The organism is Nocardioides albidus (assembly GCF_006335005.1).
In the GTDB taxonomy this organism is placed as follows: domain Bacteria; phylum Actinomycetota; class Actinomycetes; order Propionibacteriales; family Nocardioidaceae; genus Nocardioides; species Nocardioides albidus.
Genome location: NZ_VDMP01000025.1, coordinates 768 through 16,923, shown reverse-complemented (window position 1 = coordinate 16,923; position 16,156 = coordinate 768). Strand labels below are relative to the sequence as shown.

The 16,156-nt window shown below is 73.7% G+C and carries 13 protein-coding genes; 8 read left to right on the top strand and 5 right to left on the bottom strand.

Going from position 1 to position 16,156, the window contains the following annotated elements:
• Positions 1–4: 4 nt before the first annotated feature.
• Both FHP29_RS13280 and FHP29_RS13275 read left to right on the top strand, forming a co-directional pair.
• Positions 5–1,603: an FAD-binding oxidoreductase gene (locus FHP29_RS13280; RefSeq protein WP_240044495.1), complete on the top strand. Its 1,599-nt coding sequence runs from the start codon at positions 5–7 to the stop codon at positions 1,601–1,603.
• Positions 1,600–2,508, top strand: coding sequence for a diacylglycerol/lipid kinase family protein (locus FHP29_RS13275; RefSeq protein ID WP_139623372.1), 909 nt, complete (start codon positions 1,600–1,602; stop codon positions 2,506–2,508). The genes FHP29_RS13280 and FHP29_RS13275 overlap by 4 nt, the downstream gene beginning before the upstream one ends.
• A gap of 13 nt (positions 2,509–2,521) precedes the next feature.
• Here the strand turns inward: FHP29_RS13275 and FHP29_RS13270 are convergent, their stop codons facing one another.
• Positions 2,522–3,673 (bottom strand): acyl-CoA dehydrogenase family protein, encoded by a 1,152-nt coding sequence (locus FHP29_RS13270; RefSeq protein ID WP_205014093.1) that lies wholly within the window; start codon positions 3,671–3,673, stop codon positions 2,522–2,524.
• Positions 3,674–3,748: 75 nt separating this feature from the next.
• Between FHP29_RS13270 and FHP29_RS13265 the strand changes: the two genes are divergently transcribed.
• A complete protein-coding gene (locus tag FHP29_RS13265) occupies positions 3,749–4,441 on the top strand; it encodes a TetR/AcrR family transcriptional regulator (protein ID WP_192904017.1) in 693 nt (230 codons plus the stop codon).
• A gap of 40 nt (positions 4,442–4,481) precedes the next feature.
• Here the strand turns inward: FHP29_RS13265 and FHP29_RS13260 are convergent, their stop codons facing one another.
• Positions 4,482–5,171 carry a pirin family protein gene (locus FHP29_RS13260; RefSeq protein ID WP_139623371.1) on the bottom strand — a complete coding sequence of 230 codons (690 nt, stop codon included), beginning with the start codon at positions 5,169–5,171 and terminating at the stop codon, positions 4,482–4,484.
• Between the two features lie 16 nt (positions 5,172–5,187).
• Here FHP29_RS13260 and FHP29_RS13255 point away from each other — a divergent pair, with 16 nt between their 5' ends.
• Positions 5,188–6,573, top strand: coding sequence for a GH1 family beta-glucosidase (locus FHP29_RS13255; RefSeq protein WP_338036849.1), 1,386 nt, complete (start codon positions 5,188–5,190; stop codon positions 6,571–6,573).
• A gap of 21 nt (positions 6,574–6,594) precedes the next feature.
• Here FHP29_RS13255 and FHP29_RS13250 read toward each other — a convergent pair whose 3' ends face one another.
• From FHP29_RS13250 to FHP29_RS13240, 3 genes are all read right to left on the bottom strand, one after another.
• Positions 6,595–8,112, bottom strand: a complete 1,518-nt coding sequence (locus FHP29_RS13250) for a hypothetical protein (protein WP_139623370.1) — start codon at positions 8,110–8,112, stop codon at positions 6,595–6,597.
• A gap of 45 nt (positions 8,113–8,157) precedes the next feature.
• The gene (locus FHP29_RS22215; RefSeq protein WP_205014091.1) at positions 8,158–8,820 is read right to left on the bottom strand and encodes a CAP domain-containing protein; all 663 of its coding nucleotides are present in this window, start codon (positions 8,818–8,820) and stop codon (positions 8,158–8,160) included.
• Between the two features lie 129 nt (positions 8,821–8,949).
• A complete protein-coding gene (locus FHP29_RS13240; protein ID WP_139623369.1) occupies positions 8,950–9,483 on the bottom strand; it encodes a CAP domain-containing protein in 534 nt (177 codons plus the stop codon).
• Between the two features lie 116 nt (positions 9,484–9,599).
• Here FHP29_RS13240 and FHP29_RS13235 point away from each other — a divergent pair, with 116 nt between their 5' ends.
• From FHP29_RS13235 to FHP29_RS13220, 4 genes are all read left to right on the top strand, one after another.
• Complete coding sequence (locus FHP29_RS13235; protein ID WP_139623368.1) at positions 9,600–11,573, top strand: M13 family metallopeptidase; 1,974 nt, start codon at positions 9,600–9,602, stop codon at positions 11,571–11,573.
• A 218-nt stretch (positions 11,574–11,791) separates the two neighbouring features.
• Complete coding sequence (locus tag FHP29_RS13230; protein WP_139623367.1) at positions 11,792–12,322, top strand: hypothetical protein; 531 nt, start codon at positions 11,792–11,794, stop codon at positions 12,320–12,322.
• Between the two features lie 229 nt (positions 12,323–12,551).
• Positions 12,552–14,816 carry a RecQ family ATP-dependent DNA helicase gene (locus tag FHP29_RS13225; protein WP_139623366.1) on the top strand — a complete coding sequence of 755 codons (2,265 nt, stop codon included), beginning with the start codon at positions 12,552–12,554 and terminating at the stop codon, positions 14,814–14,816.
• 69 nt (positions 14,817–14,885) lie between these two features.
• Complete coding sequence (locus tag FHP29_RS13220; protein WP_139623365.1) at positions 14,886–16,079, top strand: hypothetical protein; 1,194 nt, start codon at positions 14,886–14,888, stop codon at positions 16,077–16,079.
• Positions 16,080–16,156: the final 77 nt, after the last annotated feature.

The following is a 16,156-nucleotide window of genomic DNA, read 5'->3' as shown; positions in this document are numbered from 1 at the left end:
ACACATGACGACCGAGTACCCCACCTCCCTCCAGCCCGAGATGCCCGCCACCCGGTGGGGCGACCCGGCCTACGCGACCGGCCTCCCTGACGGCGTCCGCGACCTGGTCAGCCTGGTCTTCCCGATCGCCGACCGTCCCGCCCGCGAGGACGTGACCGTCCCCGCGCCGCGGCTGGGCGACGAGCAGATCGCCGGACTGCGCGGCATCGTCGGCGACGACCACGTCGTCCTCGACGACGCCACCCGCCGCCGGCGCACCCGCGGCAAGTCCACTCCCGACCTGCTCCGCCAGCGCAGCGGCGACCTGAGCGACGCGCCCGACGTCGTCGTCCGCCCCGCGAGCCACGACGAGGTCGTCGCCGTGCTCGGCTACGCGCAGGAGCAGCGGATCGCCGTCGTCCCCTTCGGCGGCGGTACGGCGGTCACCGGCGGCCTCGTCGCCGACCTCGCCTCGGGCGACCTGACCGGCATGCTCTCCCTCGACCTCGGCCGGATGCGCGGCCTGCTCGGCATCGACACCGTCTCCTCGACCGCCACCCTCGAGCCCGGGCTGCGTGGCCCGGAGGCCGAGGCACTGCTCGCGGCGCACGGGCTGATGCTCGGCCACTTCCCGCAGTCCTTCGAGTACGCCACCATCGGCGGCTTCGCGGCCACCCGCTCCAGCGGCCAGTCCAGCGCCGGGTACGGCCGCTTCGACAAGATGGTCGTCGCGCTCCGGGTCGCGACCCCGGCCGGCGAGGTCCGGCTCGGCGCCTCGCCGTCCAACGCGTCCGGCCCCGACCTGCGCGAGATCTTCCTCGGCTCCGAGGGGGCCTTCGGCGTGATCACCGAGGTCACCGTCCGGGTGCGCCCGCTGCCCGAGGTCAAGGAGTACGAGGGCTGGCGCTGGTCGTCCTTCGCCGCGGGCGCCGACGCGATGCGCGCGCTCGCCCAGTCCGACCTGCTGCCGACCGTGCTGCGGCTCTCGGACGAGAACGAGACCATGATCAACCTCGCCGACCCGTCGGGGATCGGTGGAGAGGGCAACGCGGGCTGCCTGATGATCACCGGCTACGAGGGGACGCCCGCCGCGGTCGCCGCCAAGAAGGCCGCCGTCACCGCCGCGCTCACCGAGCTGGGAGGCACGCCGGCCGGCTCCGAGCCGGGCGAGGCCTGGGCGCACGGGCGGTTCAACGCGCCGTACCTGCGCGACAGCCTGCTCGACAACGGCGTCCTCGTGGAGACCCTGGAGACGGTCACCTTCTGGAGCAACCGGGAGAACCTCTACACCCGCGTGAAGACCGCACTGGAGGAGACCCTCGGCGAGGGCACGCTGGTGCTGTGCCACGTCTCGCACGTCTACGCCACCGGCTGCTCGCTGTACTTCACCGTCGCCGCGCCCGGCGGTGAGGACCCGCTCGCGAAGTGGCTGCCCGCCAAGGCCGCGGCCTGCGAGGCGATCGTCGCGGCCGGTGCATCGATCACCCACCACCACGCGGTCGGCACCGACCACAAGCCCTATCTCACCGCCGAGATCGGGGAGGTCGGCGTGGACGTGCTGCGCGCGGTGAAGCGGGCCGTCGACCCGGCCGGCATCCTCAACCCCGGGGTGTTGATCCCGTGAGGAGCTTCGCCTTCCTGGTGAACCCGCGCTCGGGCGGCGGGGCGGCCCCGAAGGTCGTCGTCCCGCTGGCCCGCGCGCTGCGTGAGGCCGGGGCCGCGGTCGAGGTCACCTACACGACCTCGATCGACGAGACCCCGGCGCTCGTCACGGCGGCGGTCGACGCCGGCACCGTCGTGGTGGCCGTCGGCGGCGACGGGATGCTCTCCTCGGTCGCCGGCGCGGTCGCCGAGCGCGACGGGGTCCTGGCCGTCGTGCCCGCCGGGCGCGGCAACGACTTCGCGCGCATGCTCGAGATCCCGCACGACACCGCCGCCCAGGCCCGCCTCCTGCTCGCCGGGGCGGAGCGGCGCATCGACCTGCTGCGCGCCACCTCGGGCGGGTCGAGCTCGGTGGTCGCCGGGTCGGTGTACGCCGGCGTGGACGCGCGCGCCGGCGAGATCGTCGACCGCTCCCACTGGCTGCCGTCGGCCCTGCAGTACCCCTACGCCGCGGTCCGCGCCCTCGCGACGTACCGTCCGCTCCGCTGCACCCTCGAGGTCGACGGGGTCCGCTCCGAGCACCGAGCGGCGACCGTCGTGCTCGCCAACTCCCGCTACTACGGCAAGGGCATGGCCATCGCGCCCGCCGCCTCGGTGTCGGACGGCCTGCTCGACGTGATCGTCATCGAGGCCGCCTCCCGCACCGGGCTGATCCGCTCCCTGCCCAAGGTGTACGACGGCCGCCACGTCGAGCTCGACGAGGTGAAGGTGCTCACCGGCCGGCGGGTCACCCTGTGGGGTGCCTACGCCGGCGGCGGGGCGGTGCCGGTCGGCGCCGACGGGGAGTCGCTCGGCTCGCTGCCCGCCGACCCCGGCGACCCGCTCACGGTCGACCTGCTGCCGGGCGCACTCCGAGTGCTGGCGTGACGGGACGCGTCGGTCAGCTCGGCGCAGGCAGCGAGCGGGCGATGATCTCCTTCATGATCTCGCTGGTGCCGGCGTAGATCTGGGAGACGCGGAGGTCGGCCCAGGCGCGGGCGATGGGGTACTCGTTCATGTAGCCGTAGCCGCCGTGCAGCTGCAGGCACATGTCGGCGACCTTCTGCGCCCGCTCGGAGCACCACAGCTTGGCCATCGCGACGGTGGGGATGTCGAGCTGTCCCTCGAGGTGCAGGCCGACGCACTCGTCGACGAAGGAGCGGGCGACCCGGGCCTCGGTGGCGATCTCGGCCATCTTGAACTTGGTGTTCTGGAAACCCCAGATCGGCCGGTCGAAGGCGTGCCGCTCGTGGACGTAGCGCAGGGTCTCCTCGAAGCAGAACTCCATCGCGGCGACATTGGACACCGCGACGATGAGGCGCTCCTGGGGCAGCTGCTCCATCAGCTGGATGAAGCCCTGGCCCTCCTCGGTGCCGAGCAGGTTCGACACGGGGATCCGGACGTCCGCGAAGTTCAGCTCGGAGGTGTCCTGGCCCCTCAGCCCGATCTTGTCGAGCACGCGCCCGCGGGAGAAGCCGGGGGTGTCGGTGGGGACGATGACCAGCGAGATGCCGGACGCGGCCTGCTCGGGATCGGTCTTGACGACGGTGAGCACGACGTCGGCCTGGGCGCCGTTGGTGATGAAGGTCTTGGCGCCGTTGACGACGTACTCGTCGCCCTCGCGGATCGCCCTGGCCCGCACGTTCTGCAGGTCCGAGCCGGTGCCCGGCTCGGTCATCGCGATGGCGCCGACCACCTCGCCGCTCGCCATCTTGGGCAGCCACTCGTGCTTCTGCGCCTCGGTGCCGTACCGGAGGATGTAGTGCGCGACGATGCCGTTGTGGAGCGAGACGCCCCAGGAGCTGTCGCCGACCCGGGCCTGCTCCTCGATGAGGATCGCCTCGTGGGCGAAGGTGCCGCCCCCGCCGCCGTACTCCTCCGGGATCGAGAGGCACAGCAGGCCGACCTCGCCGGCCCTGTTCCACAGCTCCCGGTCGACCTGCTTGTTGGCGATGTAGCGCTCGACGTTGGGCTTGATCTCCTTCTCGCAGAAGGTCCGCGCGAGGTCGCGGAAGTCGTCGAGGTCGGTGTCCATCCAGGGTGAGCGGTGCATGGGTACAGGGTGTATCACGGCGGGGGACCGGATACAACCTGTATCCGGAAGATCGCTCGCGATAGCGTCGGTCCCATGGTCGACGTGGCGGACGTGGCGAAGTGGGTCGACTCGACCGTGCGCCGCCGCAACGCCAAGGAGGCGCTGGACCGCGACGCGCGCCGGGCCCAGGTGGTCCAGGCCGCCGTCGATGCCATCGAGGAGGGCGGCGGCCAGGTCGGGATGGGCCAGATCGCCGAGCGCGCCGGCATCCCGCGCCCCAACGTCTACCGCCACTTCGCGAGCAAGGAGCAGCTGGACGCCGAGGTCGCCCGGTTCGCCGCGACCGAGCTGATCCGGCGGGTGCGCCCCCACCTGGACCGGGCCGGCACGCCGGCCGAGATCGTCCGCGGCCTGATCGCCCCCTGCGTCGCCTGGGCGGCCGAGCACCCCCACCTGTTCCGGTTCCTCGCGGCCCAGCAGCAGACCAAGGCGCTGCACCGGGCCCGCCTCGGCCGGACCCGGCTGCTCAGCGAGATCGTCGACGCCGCCCGCGCCTACCTCAGCGAGACCCCCCTCTCGGCCGACCCGCCCGAGGGCGTGCTCGTCGGGATGATGGCGATGGTCGACGCCAGCATCATCTGGTGGTTCGACCACCACGACGAGACCCAGGACCAGCTCGTCGACCGGCTGACCCGCCAGGTCACGGCGGTGCTCGCCGACACGCTCGCGCAGTACGGCCTCGTGCTGCCCGACGACGTCGAACTGCGGCCGGGCGCCGGGGCCTGACGCCGGGGCCTGACGCCGGGGCCTGGGCGCCGGAGACGCCCTAGGCGAAGCTCCAGACCAGGATCTCGGTCGGCACCGCGGCCGTGACGTCGTACGACGGGCCGTCGGTCACGCACAGCGTGTCGCCTGCCGCCAGCGGCTCGGCCAGCGAGGAGCGGTGCAGGGCGCCGGTCGTCAGGAAGGCGTGGACCCGGGCGGCGGAAGGCAGGGCGAGGGTCTCGCCGGCACCGAGCCGGGCGACGTCGAGGGCCGCCCCGGCCACTCCGACCGAGAGCGGGCCGCCGTCGCCCACCAGGCGCACGAGTCCGGCGCCGGGACCCGCCGAGGCGCTGGTCCGGGCGTAGGCCGGAGCGGTGTCCGGGTCGTCGGGGCGCAGCCACACCTGGACGAAGCGGGCGGGCCCGTCGGGCCCCGCGACCTCGGCGTGCCGCACGCCCGCGCCGGCCGACAGGACGGCGCAGTCGCCGGCCTCGAGGACCTCCTCGGAGCCGGTCGCGTCGCGGTGCACGAGCGAGCCGGACACCACCCAGGTGACGATCTCGAGCGCCTCGTGCGGGTGCTCGTCGAAGCCGGTCCCGCGGCGCAGGACGTGGTCGTCGTGGCACACCATCGGCCCGAACGAGAGCCGGTCCGGATCGAGGTGCGGGCCGAAGGAGAAGCCGTGCTGGCTCAGTCGACCGGGCACGCGCTCGACGAACCGGGCAGTTCCCCTGCGGATCTCCACACTCACGTGTCAGATTGTGCCGGTGGCGTGGGAGGCTGGCCTGATGGGGGAGAGGGAGCGGGATCTCGCGAGCCGTCTGCCGGGTCACTTCCGGTTCGGCACCAGCACGGCGGCGTACCAGATCGAGGGTGCCGTCGCCGAGGACGGGCGCGGCCGGTCGGTCTGGGACACGTTCTGCGCCGAGCCGGGTCGGATCGTCGACGGCTCCAGCGGTGAGACCGCCTGCGACCACTACCACCGCTGGCCCGAGGACATCGCGCTGTTGCGCACCCTGGGGGCCGCGGGCTACCGCTTCTCCATCGCGTGGCCGCGGATCCAGCCCACCGGCACCGGCGCGGTCAACCAGGCCGGCCTCGACTTCTACGACCGTCTCGTCGACGGCCTCCTCGAAGCCGGGATCGAGCCGATGGCGACGCTCTTCCACTGGGACCTCCCGCAGGCGCTGGAGGACGACGGCGGCTGGCTCAACCGGGCGACCGTCGACCGGTTCGCCGACTACGCCGCCATCGTCGGCGAGCGCCTCGCCGACCGGGTCACCGACTGGGTGCCGGTCAACGAGCCCAACGTCGTGACCCTGATGGGGTACGCCGTCGGCATGCACGCGCCGGGCAAGGCGCTCATGTTCGACGCCCTCCCCGTCGGCCACCACCTGCTCGTCGCCCACGGCCGCGCCGCGATCGCGCTGCGCGCCGCCGGCGCCACCAGCGTCGGCTGCGCCAACAACCACGCCCCGATCTGGCCGGCCAGCGACGACCCCGCCGACGTCGGCGCCGCGAAGCTGTTCGACATGCTGTGGAACGCCCACTACCTGGAGGGCATGCTCCTCGGCCGCTACTCCGACGACCTGATGATGCTGCTCGAGCCGCACGTGCGCGACGGGGACTTCGCCACCATGCGCCAGCCGCTCGACTTCTACGGCGTCAACTACTACAACCCGATGCGGATCGCGGCCGCGGACGAGACCGCGGAGCTGCCGTTCGAGTTCCGCGAGGTGCTCGGCTACCCGATGACCGACTTCGGCTGGCCGGTCGTGCCGGACGCACTGCGGGAGTGGCTGATCACCTTCCGCGCCCGCTTCCGGGCCGCCGTACCCCCGATCGTCATCACCGAGTCCGGCTGCTCCTACGCCGTCGGCCCCGACGCGCACGGCGTCGTCGACGACCACCAGCGCGTCGACTACCACGCGCTCCATCTCGCCGCGGTCGCCGAGGCGATCCAGCGCGGCGTCGACGTGCGCGGCTACTACGCGTGGTCGCTCATCGACAACTTCGAGTGGGCCCAGGGCTACACCCAGCGCTTCGGCCTGGTCCACGTCGACTACGCGACCCAGCAGCGCACCCCGAAGCGCTCCTTCAACTGGTACGCCGACCTCGTGGCCGAGCACGCCCGGCGCGCCGCCGAGGCCTGAGCGCGCGACCTACCCGACGAGCTACCCGACGAGCGAGAGGCTGCCGGCCACCGAGCGGCGCAGCTCGTCCGCCCGGGCCGCGGCGGCGGCGCTGCGCTCGGTCTGCTCGCGCACGACCGCGGCCTGCTGCTCGATCTGCCGGCCGGTCGACTCGACGGTCTGGGCACGTCTCCGGTCGCGCTCGCGCCGCTTGACCACGGCCGAGAGCGCCAGGCCTCCGCCGACGCACACGGCGAGCCCGCCCAGCAGCACGAAGCCTCCGGAGACCAGGCCGAGCAGGCAGCAGACGGCGCCGAGGCCGATCAGCCCGAGCCCGATCGGCAGGGTCCGCCGGTCCTGCGGGTGGAGTCGGTCGAAGCCGGCCGTGACCCGCTGCTGCCAGTCGCCCGGGGCACCGTCGCGGTCGACGGTCACGTCCCCGCCGGCCGCCTCGACGCTGCGCGTGTCGGGGGCCGGGACGGCGGCCTGCTGGGCCAGCTCGTCGGCGATCTCCCGCAGGACGGGGGCGAGGGCGTGCCGGGCCACGGCGTACCGTCCGCTCGTCGTCGGCGCGGCCAGGTCCGTCAGCAGGAGGCTGAGCACGTCGCCGGCGGCGGCGTTCCAGGTCGGCCGGTCGGCCGTGATCCGCTCGTCGAGGAAGCCCATGTCGGCGCGCGCGAGGGCCATCCGGTCGAGGATCTCCGCCTCGCCGGGGGAGCCCTCGTCGAGGAGTGAGCGCAGGCAGTCGGCCAACGGGTCCTCGGGGGCCGGCTCGGCGGACGCCGGCGCGGCCGCCTCCTGCTCGGTGTCGGCACCGGTCGTCAGCACCCGGTGCAGCACCTCGAGCTGGGCGGCGGCCCGCTCGCAGGCCAACAGGCTCGGTCCGCTCTCGACCTGTCCCTCGAGCCACGCGGCGATCTCGTCGGGGCCCGCGTCACCGGTGGCGGCCACCCGGCTCGCGAGCGCCGTGCGCAACGCGTCGGTCAGCGCGGCGGGGAGTCGGCCGTCGGCCGCCGCGAGCCACACCTCCCGCTGCGCCTGGGTGACCGAGACGGCGTCGGGGAGCACCCCGTCGGTGCGCTCCGCGACCCAGCGGGGGTCGCGGGTAAGGGCGCCGAGCAGGGCCAGGAACAGGGCCGTCCGGCCGGGGTCGCGCTGCGCCGCCTCCGCGAGCAGGGCCGCGCCCGCGGCCTCGCCCCGTGCGGTCGCGGCCACCCCGCGGGCCGCGGCCGCCAACCAGTAGCCGGGGACGTCGGCCGGCTCGGCCGAGCCCCGCAGCGCGGCGCCCCCGGTGGCGACGACGGTCGACACCACCTCCCGCGCGTAGCGGCGACAGGCCGCGGCGTCGGCGTACTGCCCCAGCTCGGAGCGGATGTCCTCGTGCTCGACGAGCGCGACGAGAGCGCGGGTGAGGCGCTCGAGCTGGGCCTGGGTGTTGCCCTGCTGGGCGCGCATCTGCTCGGCCAGCCGGCTCCGCTGCCGGCGCTCGGCCTCGAGCTGGGCCTCGGCCTCCTCGATCCGCCGGTCCTGGCGCCGGTCGGTCCAGTAGTTGTCGCTCATCCGCGCCACCTGCCCGGCGGTCCTCCGCCGGAAACCCGGTGCGGGTCAGCGGCGGCCGAAGTCCTGGGTCCACCACAGGCGGCTGCCCTGGGCGACGACGCCGACGCCGAGGTGGCGGAGGCGGCAGTCCAGGATGTTCGCGCGGTGCTCGGGGCTGGCCATCCACGCACGCATCACGGCGCGGGGCGAGCTGAAGCCGGAGGCGATGTTCTCGGCGAGGCGGCGCCAGTCGCGGTAGCCCGCGAAGGTGACCCGCTGGCCCAGGCCGGCCTCGCCGGGCAGGAAGTGGGTCATCGTGCCGTACTGCGCCATCCCCACGCTGTGGGTGCGGGCCGAGCGGCGCAGCTTCTCGTTGGACCGCAGCGCGCCGCATCCGGCGGCGGAGCGCCGCCGGTTGACCAGTGTCAGCACCTTGTCCTCGTACGCCGCGTTGATCGCCATCGGCAGCGGCGCCGGCGAGCTCGCACCGGGCGCGGTGGGCGTCGGCGCCGGGACGGTCGTCTGCCCGCCGAGGAGGGCCGCGAGCAGCCCGGTGAGCAGGTCGGTCAGCGTTCCGGTGACGGTGGGCGTGTCCGCCGCCGCAACCGTCGTCACGGCGGGCGAGGCCGACGCGGGCGCGGCCGTCAGGGCGGTCGTCAGGCCGGTGGGCAGGGCGATCAGGAGCATGAGGGCGGCCATCGCGACCAGCCGGGAGAGGCGCAGGAGCATGGGAACGATGGTGCGATTTTCAACGGACCCGGCGCGTCGGTGCTCCGTGTCGCCTCTCCTAGTCCCGAAGGACTAGAAAAAAGTCGCGAACGTCCCGCTCACCCGGGTCCGGTCACCCCCGCAGCGGCGTCAGCGGCGGCCGAAGTCCTGGGTCCACCACAGCTGGTCGTCGCTGAGGACCACGCCGACGCCGAGCTCCCGCAGCCGGCAGTTGAGGATGTTCTGCCGGTGCCCGGGGCTCTCCATCCACGCCGTCATCACCGCCTCCGGCGAGCTGAACCCGCGGGCGATGTTCTCCGCGACGCGGCTCCAGCCCCGGTAGCCCGCGCGGGAGATCCGGGCCGAGAAGCTCGCCTCGCCCGGCAGCTGGTGCGACATCACACCCGCCCGGGCCATCGTGACGGTGTGCCGACGGGCCGCCCGGCGCAGGTGCTTCGAGGGCCGCAGGGCCCGGCAGCCGTTGCTCACGCGCTGCTGGTTCGTCAGCGCCAGGATCCTGTCCTCCATGTCCCGCTGCACCAGCCGGCGCGCGGGCGCGACGTCCGGCGCCACCGGGCGCAGGACGGCGGCGGTCGTCGTACCGGTGGCGGCGTCGGCCGGTGCCGGCGCGAGCAGCCCCAGGCCGAGCACGAGGAACGGTACGACGGCGAGCAGACGGATCATGCCCTGCCGATCGGTCTCGAGGCCGGCCTCCTGAGCCCGGCCCGGAAAGTCAGGACATTGGTCCCGACGGGCCCGCGCGCCCTGCCCGCCTGGATCGCTGATCTAGGCTCGGCTGCGTGAGCATCCTCGACGACGCCCGTCCGGGCATGGACCTCGACATCCGTCCCCAGGACGACCTCTTCGGCCACGTCAACGGAACCTGGCTGACCGAGACCGAGATCCCCTCCGACCGCTCGAGCTGGGGTCCCTTCGTCCAGCTCGCCGACCAGGCGGAGGAGGACGTGCGGGCCATCATCACCGAGCTCGCCGAGACCGCCGGCGCCGGCGGCGAGGGCGCCGGGGGTGACGCCCGCAAGATCGCGGACCTGTTCAACTCGTTCATGGACACCGAGCGGGTCGAGGCCGCCGGCCTCGCGCCCGCCCGCCCGATGGTCGACGCCGTCGCCGGGCTGCGCGACGTACGCGATGTCGCCGCCTTCCTCGGCGAGTTCGAGCGGATCGGTGGCTACGGCCTGTTCGGCTCCTACGTCGACACCGACGACCGGCAGTCCGACCGCTACCTCTTCCACCTCGGCCAGGGCGGGCTCGGCCTGCCCGACGAGTCCTACTACCGCGACGACAAGTTCGCCGAGATCCGCACGGCGTACGTCGCCTACCTGGCCCGGCTGCTCGCCCTCGGCGGTCACGCCGACCCCGACGGCGCAGCCGAGCGGATCCTCGCCGTCGACACCGCGCTCGCCCAGGGGCACTGGGAGCGCGCGGAGACCCGCGACGTGCAGAAGACCTACAACCGGCTGAGCGCCGACGAGCTCAAGGCGCTGTGCCCGGCCTTCGACTGGGACGCCTACGTCACCAACCTCGGTGGGCAGCTCAGCGGCCCGCACGCGACGATCGTCGAGGTCGTGGTCCGGCAGCCGTCGTACTTCGAGCACCTCTCCGGCGTCCTCGAGGCCACCCCGATCGAGAGCTGGCGCGACTGGTTCCTCTCGCGGGTGCTGCGCTCGGCCGCGCCCTACCTCTCCGACGACTTCGTCCAGACGAACTTCGACTTCTACGGCCGCACCCTGTCCGGAACCCCCGAGCTTCGGGCCCGGTGGAAGCGCGCGGTCGCCTTCGTCGAGGGCGCGATCGGCGAGGCCGTCGGCAAGGAGTACGTCGCCCGGCACTTCCCGCCCGCCAGCAAGGCGATGATGGACGACCTGGTCGCCAACCTGATCGCGGCCTACCGGCAGTCGATCAGCCGGCTCGACTGGATGACCGACCAGACCAAGGAGCGGGCCTACGAGAAGCTCGCCACCTTCCGGCCCAAGATCGGCTACCCGGAGCGGTTCCGCGACTACAGCGCCCTGGTCGTCGTACCGGACGATCTGGTCGCCAACGCCCAGGCCGCCGCGGCGTTCGAGACCGACCGGCAGCTCGCCAAGATCGGTTCGCCCGTCGATCGCGACGAGTGGTTCATGCTGCCGCAGACGGTCAACGCCTACTACAACCCGGGCACCAACGAGATCTGCTTCCCGGCCGGCATCCTGCAGAAGCCGTTCTTCAGCCCGGACGCGCACCCGGCCGAGAACTACGGCGGCATCGGGGCGGTCATCGGGCACGAGGTCGGCCACGGCTTCGACGACCAGGGCGCGCAGTACGACGGCGAGGGCAACCTCAACGACTGGTGGACCGTCGACGACAAGGCGGCGTTCGAGGTGAAGTCGAAGGCGCTCATCGCCCAGTACGACGGCTTCTCGCCGCGCAACCTGCCCGGTGAGCACGTGAACGGCGCGCTGACCGTCGGCGAGAACATCGGCGACCTCGGCGGACTCACCATCGCCCACACCGCCTTCCTCATCGCCATGGAGGCGGAGGGCGGCTCGGCGTCGGTGGAGGACCGCCGGAAGCTGTTCTTCAACTGGTCCTACGTGTGGCGCACCAAGAGGCGCCTGGAGCAGGAGCGGCAGTACCTCACGATCGACCCGCACAGCCCGCCGGAGTTCCGCGCCAACATCGTGCGCAACCTCGACGAGTTCCACGAGGTCTTCGACACCGCGCCCGGCGACGGGCTGTGGCTCGACCCGGAGGACCGGGTCCGGATCTGGTGACCGGCGAGGCACCCCGCGAACCCTCGGGACGTTCGGGACGGTGGCCTCGCTATCTCCGGCCGGGTCCAGGTGAGCTGCAGGACGAGCACCTTGACCGCGACGGGCTGCCACTGCCGGTCGAGGGTGAGACCGACCCGGTCGCCGAAGCGGCCCGCCAACGGCGCCGGGACCGGCGCTCGCGGCGCCGGTGGATCCGGCTGGGCGTCTTCGTCGCGGCCGTGTCGATCTGGTCCAGTGTGCACCGTGCCGGCGGCGGGGTGGACTCGCCCGAGCCGCTGCCCGCGGAGGCGCAGTACGAGCCGATCTGGAGCGACGCGGCCCACGAGGGGTTGATCGCGGCCGTTCGGAAGGCGACCGGAGACACCCAGGTCCTCCACTTCCGGGCCTACGGCCTCGACGAGGCGACGATCCGCACCCCGCCCGCCGAGGCGAGCGACCTGGCTGCGGTCTGGCTCTGGGACGGCAGCGTGCTGGAGGAATGGTCCGCCTCGGCCGCCGGCGACGACCAGCCGTTCGACCTCGCCTCGGTCGATCCCGACGTGCTCGTGACCTTGGACGAGAAGGCACGCGAGATGAGCGACGGCCGCATCAGCGACAGCCGGATCAGCATCGCCGCGCCGGCGTACGACGGGGACGACTGGATCCAGCTGCACCTCGACGAGGTCGACCACGGCGCCGTCGTCCTCTTCGCCGATCGCGACGGCGTCGTCGCGGGCGAGCTGGTCAACAAGGACTGGCGCGACGACTGACGGCGACGCGCTCGGCCCATCCAAAAACGATGCAGCCGCTGGCGTCTCGGGTCACCAGCGGCTGCATGCAGAACATTACGTCCGGCGCAGGGGGCCGTCTCGGGAACGCGAGAATTCTTGGGTAAAGGATCCCCCCGGGTGCCGGGCGGGGTGCCGAGAGGGGCTCGGCGGCCGGCCGCCTGTGGATGGGCGTCCCGACCTGTCGGGCGGCGCTGGTAGACACGGGGGCATGGACACCCAGGCCCCTGCCGCCGCCGTCGCCGCGGTCCGCGCCCGCGCGGAGGAGCACCTGCGCGCCCTGGTGGGCCGCCCCGACGCCACGCTGTACGACGACCAGTGGGCCGCGATCGCCGCGCTGGTGGTCGAGCGGCGGCGGGCGCTGGTCGTCCAGCGAACGGGCTGGGGCAAGTCGGCGGTCTACTTCGTGGCGACCCTCCTGCTGCGCGAGGGTCTCCAGACGGCCGCGGGCGGCCGCGACCAGCGCGGGGACCACCGGGCGGGGCCGACGGTGATCATCTCGCCGCTGCTGGCGCTGATGCGCAACCAGATCGCGGCGGCCGAGCGCGCGGGCATCCGTGCGGTGACGGTGAACTCGACCAACATGGAGCAGTGGGACGAGGTCCACCGCGCGATCGCGGCGGGCGAGGTCGACGTCCTGCTGGTGAGCCCGGAGCGGCTCAACAACCCCGGCTTCCGCGACGAGGTGCTGCCCCGGCTCGCCGCGACCTGCGGCCTGCTCGTCGTCGACGAGGCTCACTGCATCTCCGACTGGGGCCACGACTTCCGGCCCGACTACCGGCGCATCCGCACCCTGCTGCGGGAGCTGCCCGACGGCATTCCGGTCCTCGCCACCACCGCGACCGCCAACCAGCGGGTCACCGACGACGTCGCGGAGCAATTGGACGGGGCCGAGCGCGTCTCCGGCGACGAGAAAGCCAACGAGTTCCCGGAGGTCGCCGCCCGCCGCGCTGCCGGCCTGGGCGGGGGCACCCTCGTGCTGCGTGGCAGCCTCGACCGGGCGTCACTGCGGCTGGGGGTCGTCCGGCTCACGACCGCCCAGCAGCGGCTGGCCTGGCTCGCCGACCACCTCGCCGAGCAGCCCGGCAGCGGCATCGTCTACTGCCTCACCGTGGCCGCCACCCAGGAGGTGGCCGACTACCTGCGCTCCCGCGGTCACCAGGTGGCGGCCTACTCCGGGCAGACCGAGCAGACCGAGCGGTTGGCGCTCGAGCAGGCGCTGGTCGACGGCCAGGTCAAGGCGCTGGTCGCCACGAGCGCCCTCGGCATGGGCTTCGACGCCTCCCTCGGCTTCGTGGTCAACCTCGGCGCCCCCAACAGCCCGGTGGCCTACTACCAGCAGGTCGGTCGCGCGGGCCGCGGCACTGTCGACGACGCGTCCGTCGTCCTGCTGCCGGCGACCGAGGACCGCGACATCTGGGCCTACTTCGCCTCGCTGGCATTCCCGCGCGAGGACGTCGTCCGCACCACCCTGGACGTCCTCGCCGAGGAGGGCCGCGCGATGAGCACGCCGGCGCTCGAACCGCGCGTCGACCTCTCCCGCAGCCGCCTGGAGACGATGCTCAAGGTGCTCGACGTCGACGGCGCCGTACGCCGTGTCCGCGGGGGCTGGGAGGCGACCGGTCGTCCGTGGGAGTACGACGCGGAGCGCTACGCGCGCGTCGCCGCCGAGCGTCAGGCCGAGCAGCAGGCGATGCTCGACTACCTGTCGAGCGACGAGTGCCGGATGCGCTACCTGCGCCGCCAGCTCGACGACCCCGAGGTCCTGGCCGACCCGGAGTGGCAGTGCGGCCGGTGCGACAACTGCGGTGGCCTGCAGCTGTCGACCGAGGTGTCCGCTCAGGCCGTCGAGGAGGCCGCCGCCCGGATCGCCCGGCCCGGTGTCCCGATCGAGCCGCGACGCCAGTGGCCCACCGGCCTGGCGTCGATCGGGGTGAGCCGCTCGGGCCGGATCCGGCAGCCGGCGGAGGAGGGGCGGGCGATCGCGCGGCTCACCGACCTCGGTCACGGAGCCGCCCTGCGCGGGCTGTTCGCGGTCTCGCCGGGCTCGCCCACCGGGATGGAGGACGGCCCCGTGCCCGACGCCCTCGCCAGGGCGATGGTCACCCTCCTCCAGGACTGGCAGCCGAAGGTCGACGCGATCGTCGTGGCGGAGTCCGAGCGCAAGCCGACGCTGACCGCCGATCTCGCCGCGGGGCTCTCCCGCTTCCTCGGCGTGCCCGTGGTGGGCCGCTGGGCGGTGGTCGACCCGTCCGTCGGCCCCGACCGGGGCGCGACCAACTCCGCGCAGCGGGTCGCCGCGGTCGGCCGCCGGTGTGCGCTCCGGCTCGACGAGCCCGACGCGGTCCGCGACCGGCGGGTGCTCCTCGTCGACGACCGGGTGGTCTCCGGGTGGTCGCTGACCCTCGGCGCGGAGGCCCTCCACGAGGCGGGCGCCGCGGCCGTCGTCCCCCTGGTGCTGGCGGTGTCGGGGTGAGCAGCGCCCCACTCCGTCACCCTCCCAGCCTCCCGCGATCGGGGCCCGCACCGGCCTAGGGTCGAAGCCATGACCGACGACGCTCCCGCGAACGGCACTCCCGACCCGTCGGACCGACCGGTCCCCCCTCCAGCGGCGGACACCTCTTCCACCACCCCCTCGTCCCCCTCCACGCCGCCGGCCCCGCCGGCGACGGCGATCGTCACCGACCCGGCCGACCCGGCCGAGCCGGCCGCCCCCACCGCCCCGGCCGACGCCACCGGGCCCATCGAGCCGGAGCTGCCGGTCCGGGCCACCCGCGCGGGGACCGCCGGCGCGGTGGTCGCGCTCGGCACCGGCCTGCTCGCCGCGGCGGTGGTCATCGCCGCCGTGCGCGGTCGCGACGACGGCGGACTCGACTGGTCCTCCTACGGTGTCGGGCTCGGCGCCACCGCCGTCCTGCTCGTCATCGCGGTCCTGGGAGCCCTTGCGGGCCGCCGCGCCGGTGGCCGTGCCCGCGAGGAGGTGGTCACCTGGCCCGGTGCCGTCGGGATCCTCGCCACCGCCGTGATGATCGGCGTCGGCATCGACCGCGACGACAGCTGGGTGGCCTACCTCATCGGCGGCACCATGGTCGTGCTCGCGGCCCTCGGGTACGTCGCCGCCCGCCGCGCCGCCTTCGTGGTCGTCGCGATCCTCGGGCTGGCGCTGGTCTACGGCGTCGCGTTCGACGACTTCGTCGCCGACAGCCTCGGCGACGACCACCCGCAGGTGATCGGCGCGGTCCTCGTCTCCGTGTTCGTCGTCGTGGTCACCCTGCTCGGCTGGGCCCTCCCCAGCCGTGCCGTCTCCGGCGTGGTCGTCGGGGTCTTCGGCCTGGTGGGCATCCTCGGGATCCTCGCCTCCTTCGCGGTGCAGCGCTTCCTGGCCGACATGTTCGGGGGGATGCTGGGCATGTCCGGAATGCCCGGTCTGCTCGGCGGGGAGAAGGGGTCCGGATCCCGCGGGTTCCCCGCGTCCGACGTGTGGTGGGTGGTCGCCCTCGGCGGCGTGCTCGCCGCCCTGTGGGCCTTGGCCGCCGCGATCTCCAACCACTCCGGGTTCTCCGTCCTCGCGATCGCCCTGCCCGCCCTCGGCCTGCCCCTGGCCTGCCTCGCCCTCGCGGCCGAGCACCCGACCTGGTGGTCGGCGATCGCTGCCGTGGCCGGGGGTGTGCTGCTGCTCGGCGCCACGCTCCTCGCCCGACTGCGGGGGCGTCGTACGGCTGACGTGCTCGGGCGGTAGCGACGCGCGACGTCCCCGGGCCTCCCGGGCCTGCGGTCGTCCGAAAGCCTTTGGTTCGAACGTGTGTTCGAGTATCA

Bases quoted from the DNA above. Each gene is read 5' to 3' on its own strand.
- FHP29_RS22215 (WP_205014091.1), bottom strand. From the start codon at position 8,820: ATGCTCCTGCGCCTCTCCCGGCTGGTCGCGATGGCCGCCCTCATGCTC.
- FHP29_RS13225 (WP_139623366.1), top strand. From the start codon at position 12,552: ATGGACACCCAGGCCCCTGCCGCCGCCGTCGCCGCGGTCCGCGCCCGC.
- FHP29_RS13240 (WP_139623369.1), bottom strand. From the start codon at position 9,483: ATGATCCGTCTGCTCGCCGTCGTACCGTTCCTCGTGCTCGGCCTGGGG.
- FHP29_RS13280 (WP_240044495.1), top strand. From the start codon at position 5: ATGACGACCGAGTACCCCACCTCCCTCCAGCCCGAGATGCCCGCCACC.
- FHP29_RS13220 (WP_139623365.1), top strand. From the start codon at position 14,886: ATGACCGACGACGCTCCCGCGAACGGCACTCCCGACCCGTCGGACCGA.
- FHP29_RS13270 (WP_205014093.1), bottom strand. From the start codon at position 3,673: ATGCACCGCTCACCCTGGATGGACACCGACCTCGACGACTTCCGCGAC.
- FHP29_RS13265 (WP_192904017.1), top strand. From the start codon at position 3,749: ATGGTCGACGTGGCGGACGTGGCGAAGTGGGTCGACTCGACCGTGCGC.
- FHP29_RS13250 (WP_139623370.1), bottom strand. From the start codon at position 8,112: ATGAGCGACAACTACTGGACCGACCGGCGCCAGGACCGGCGGATCGAG.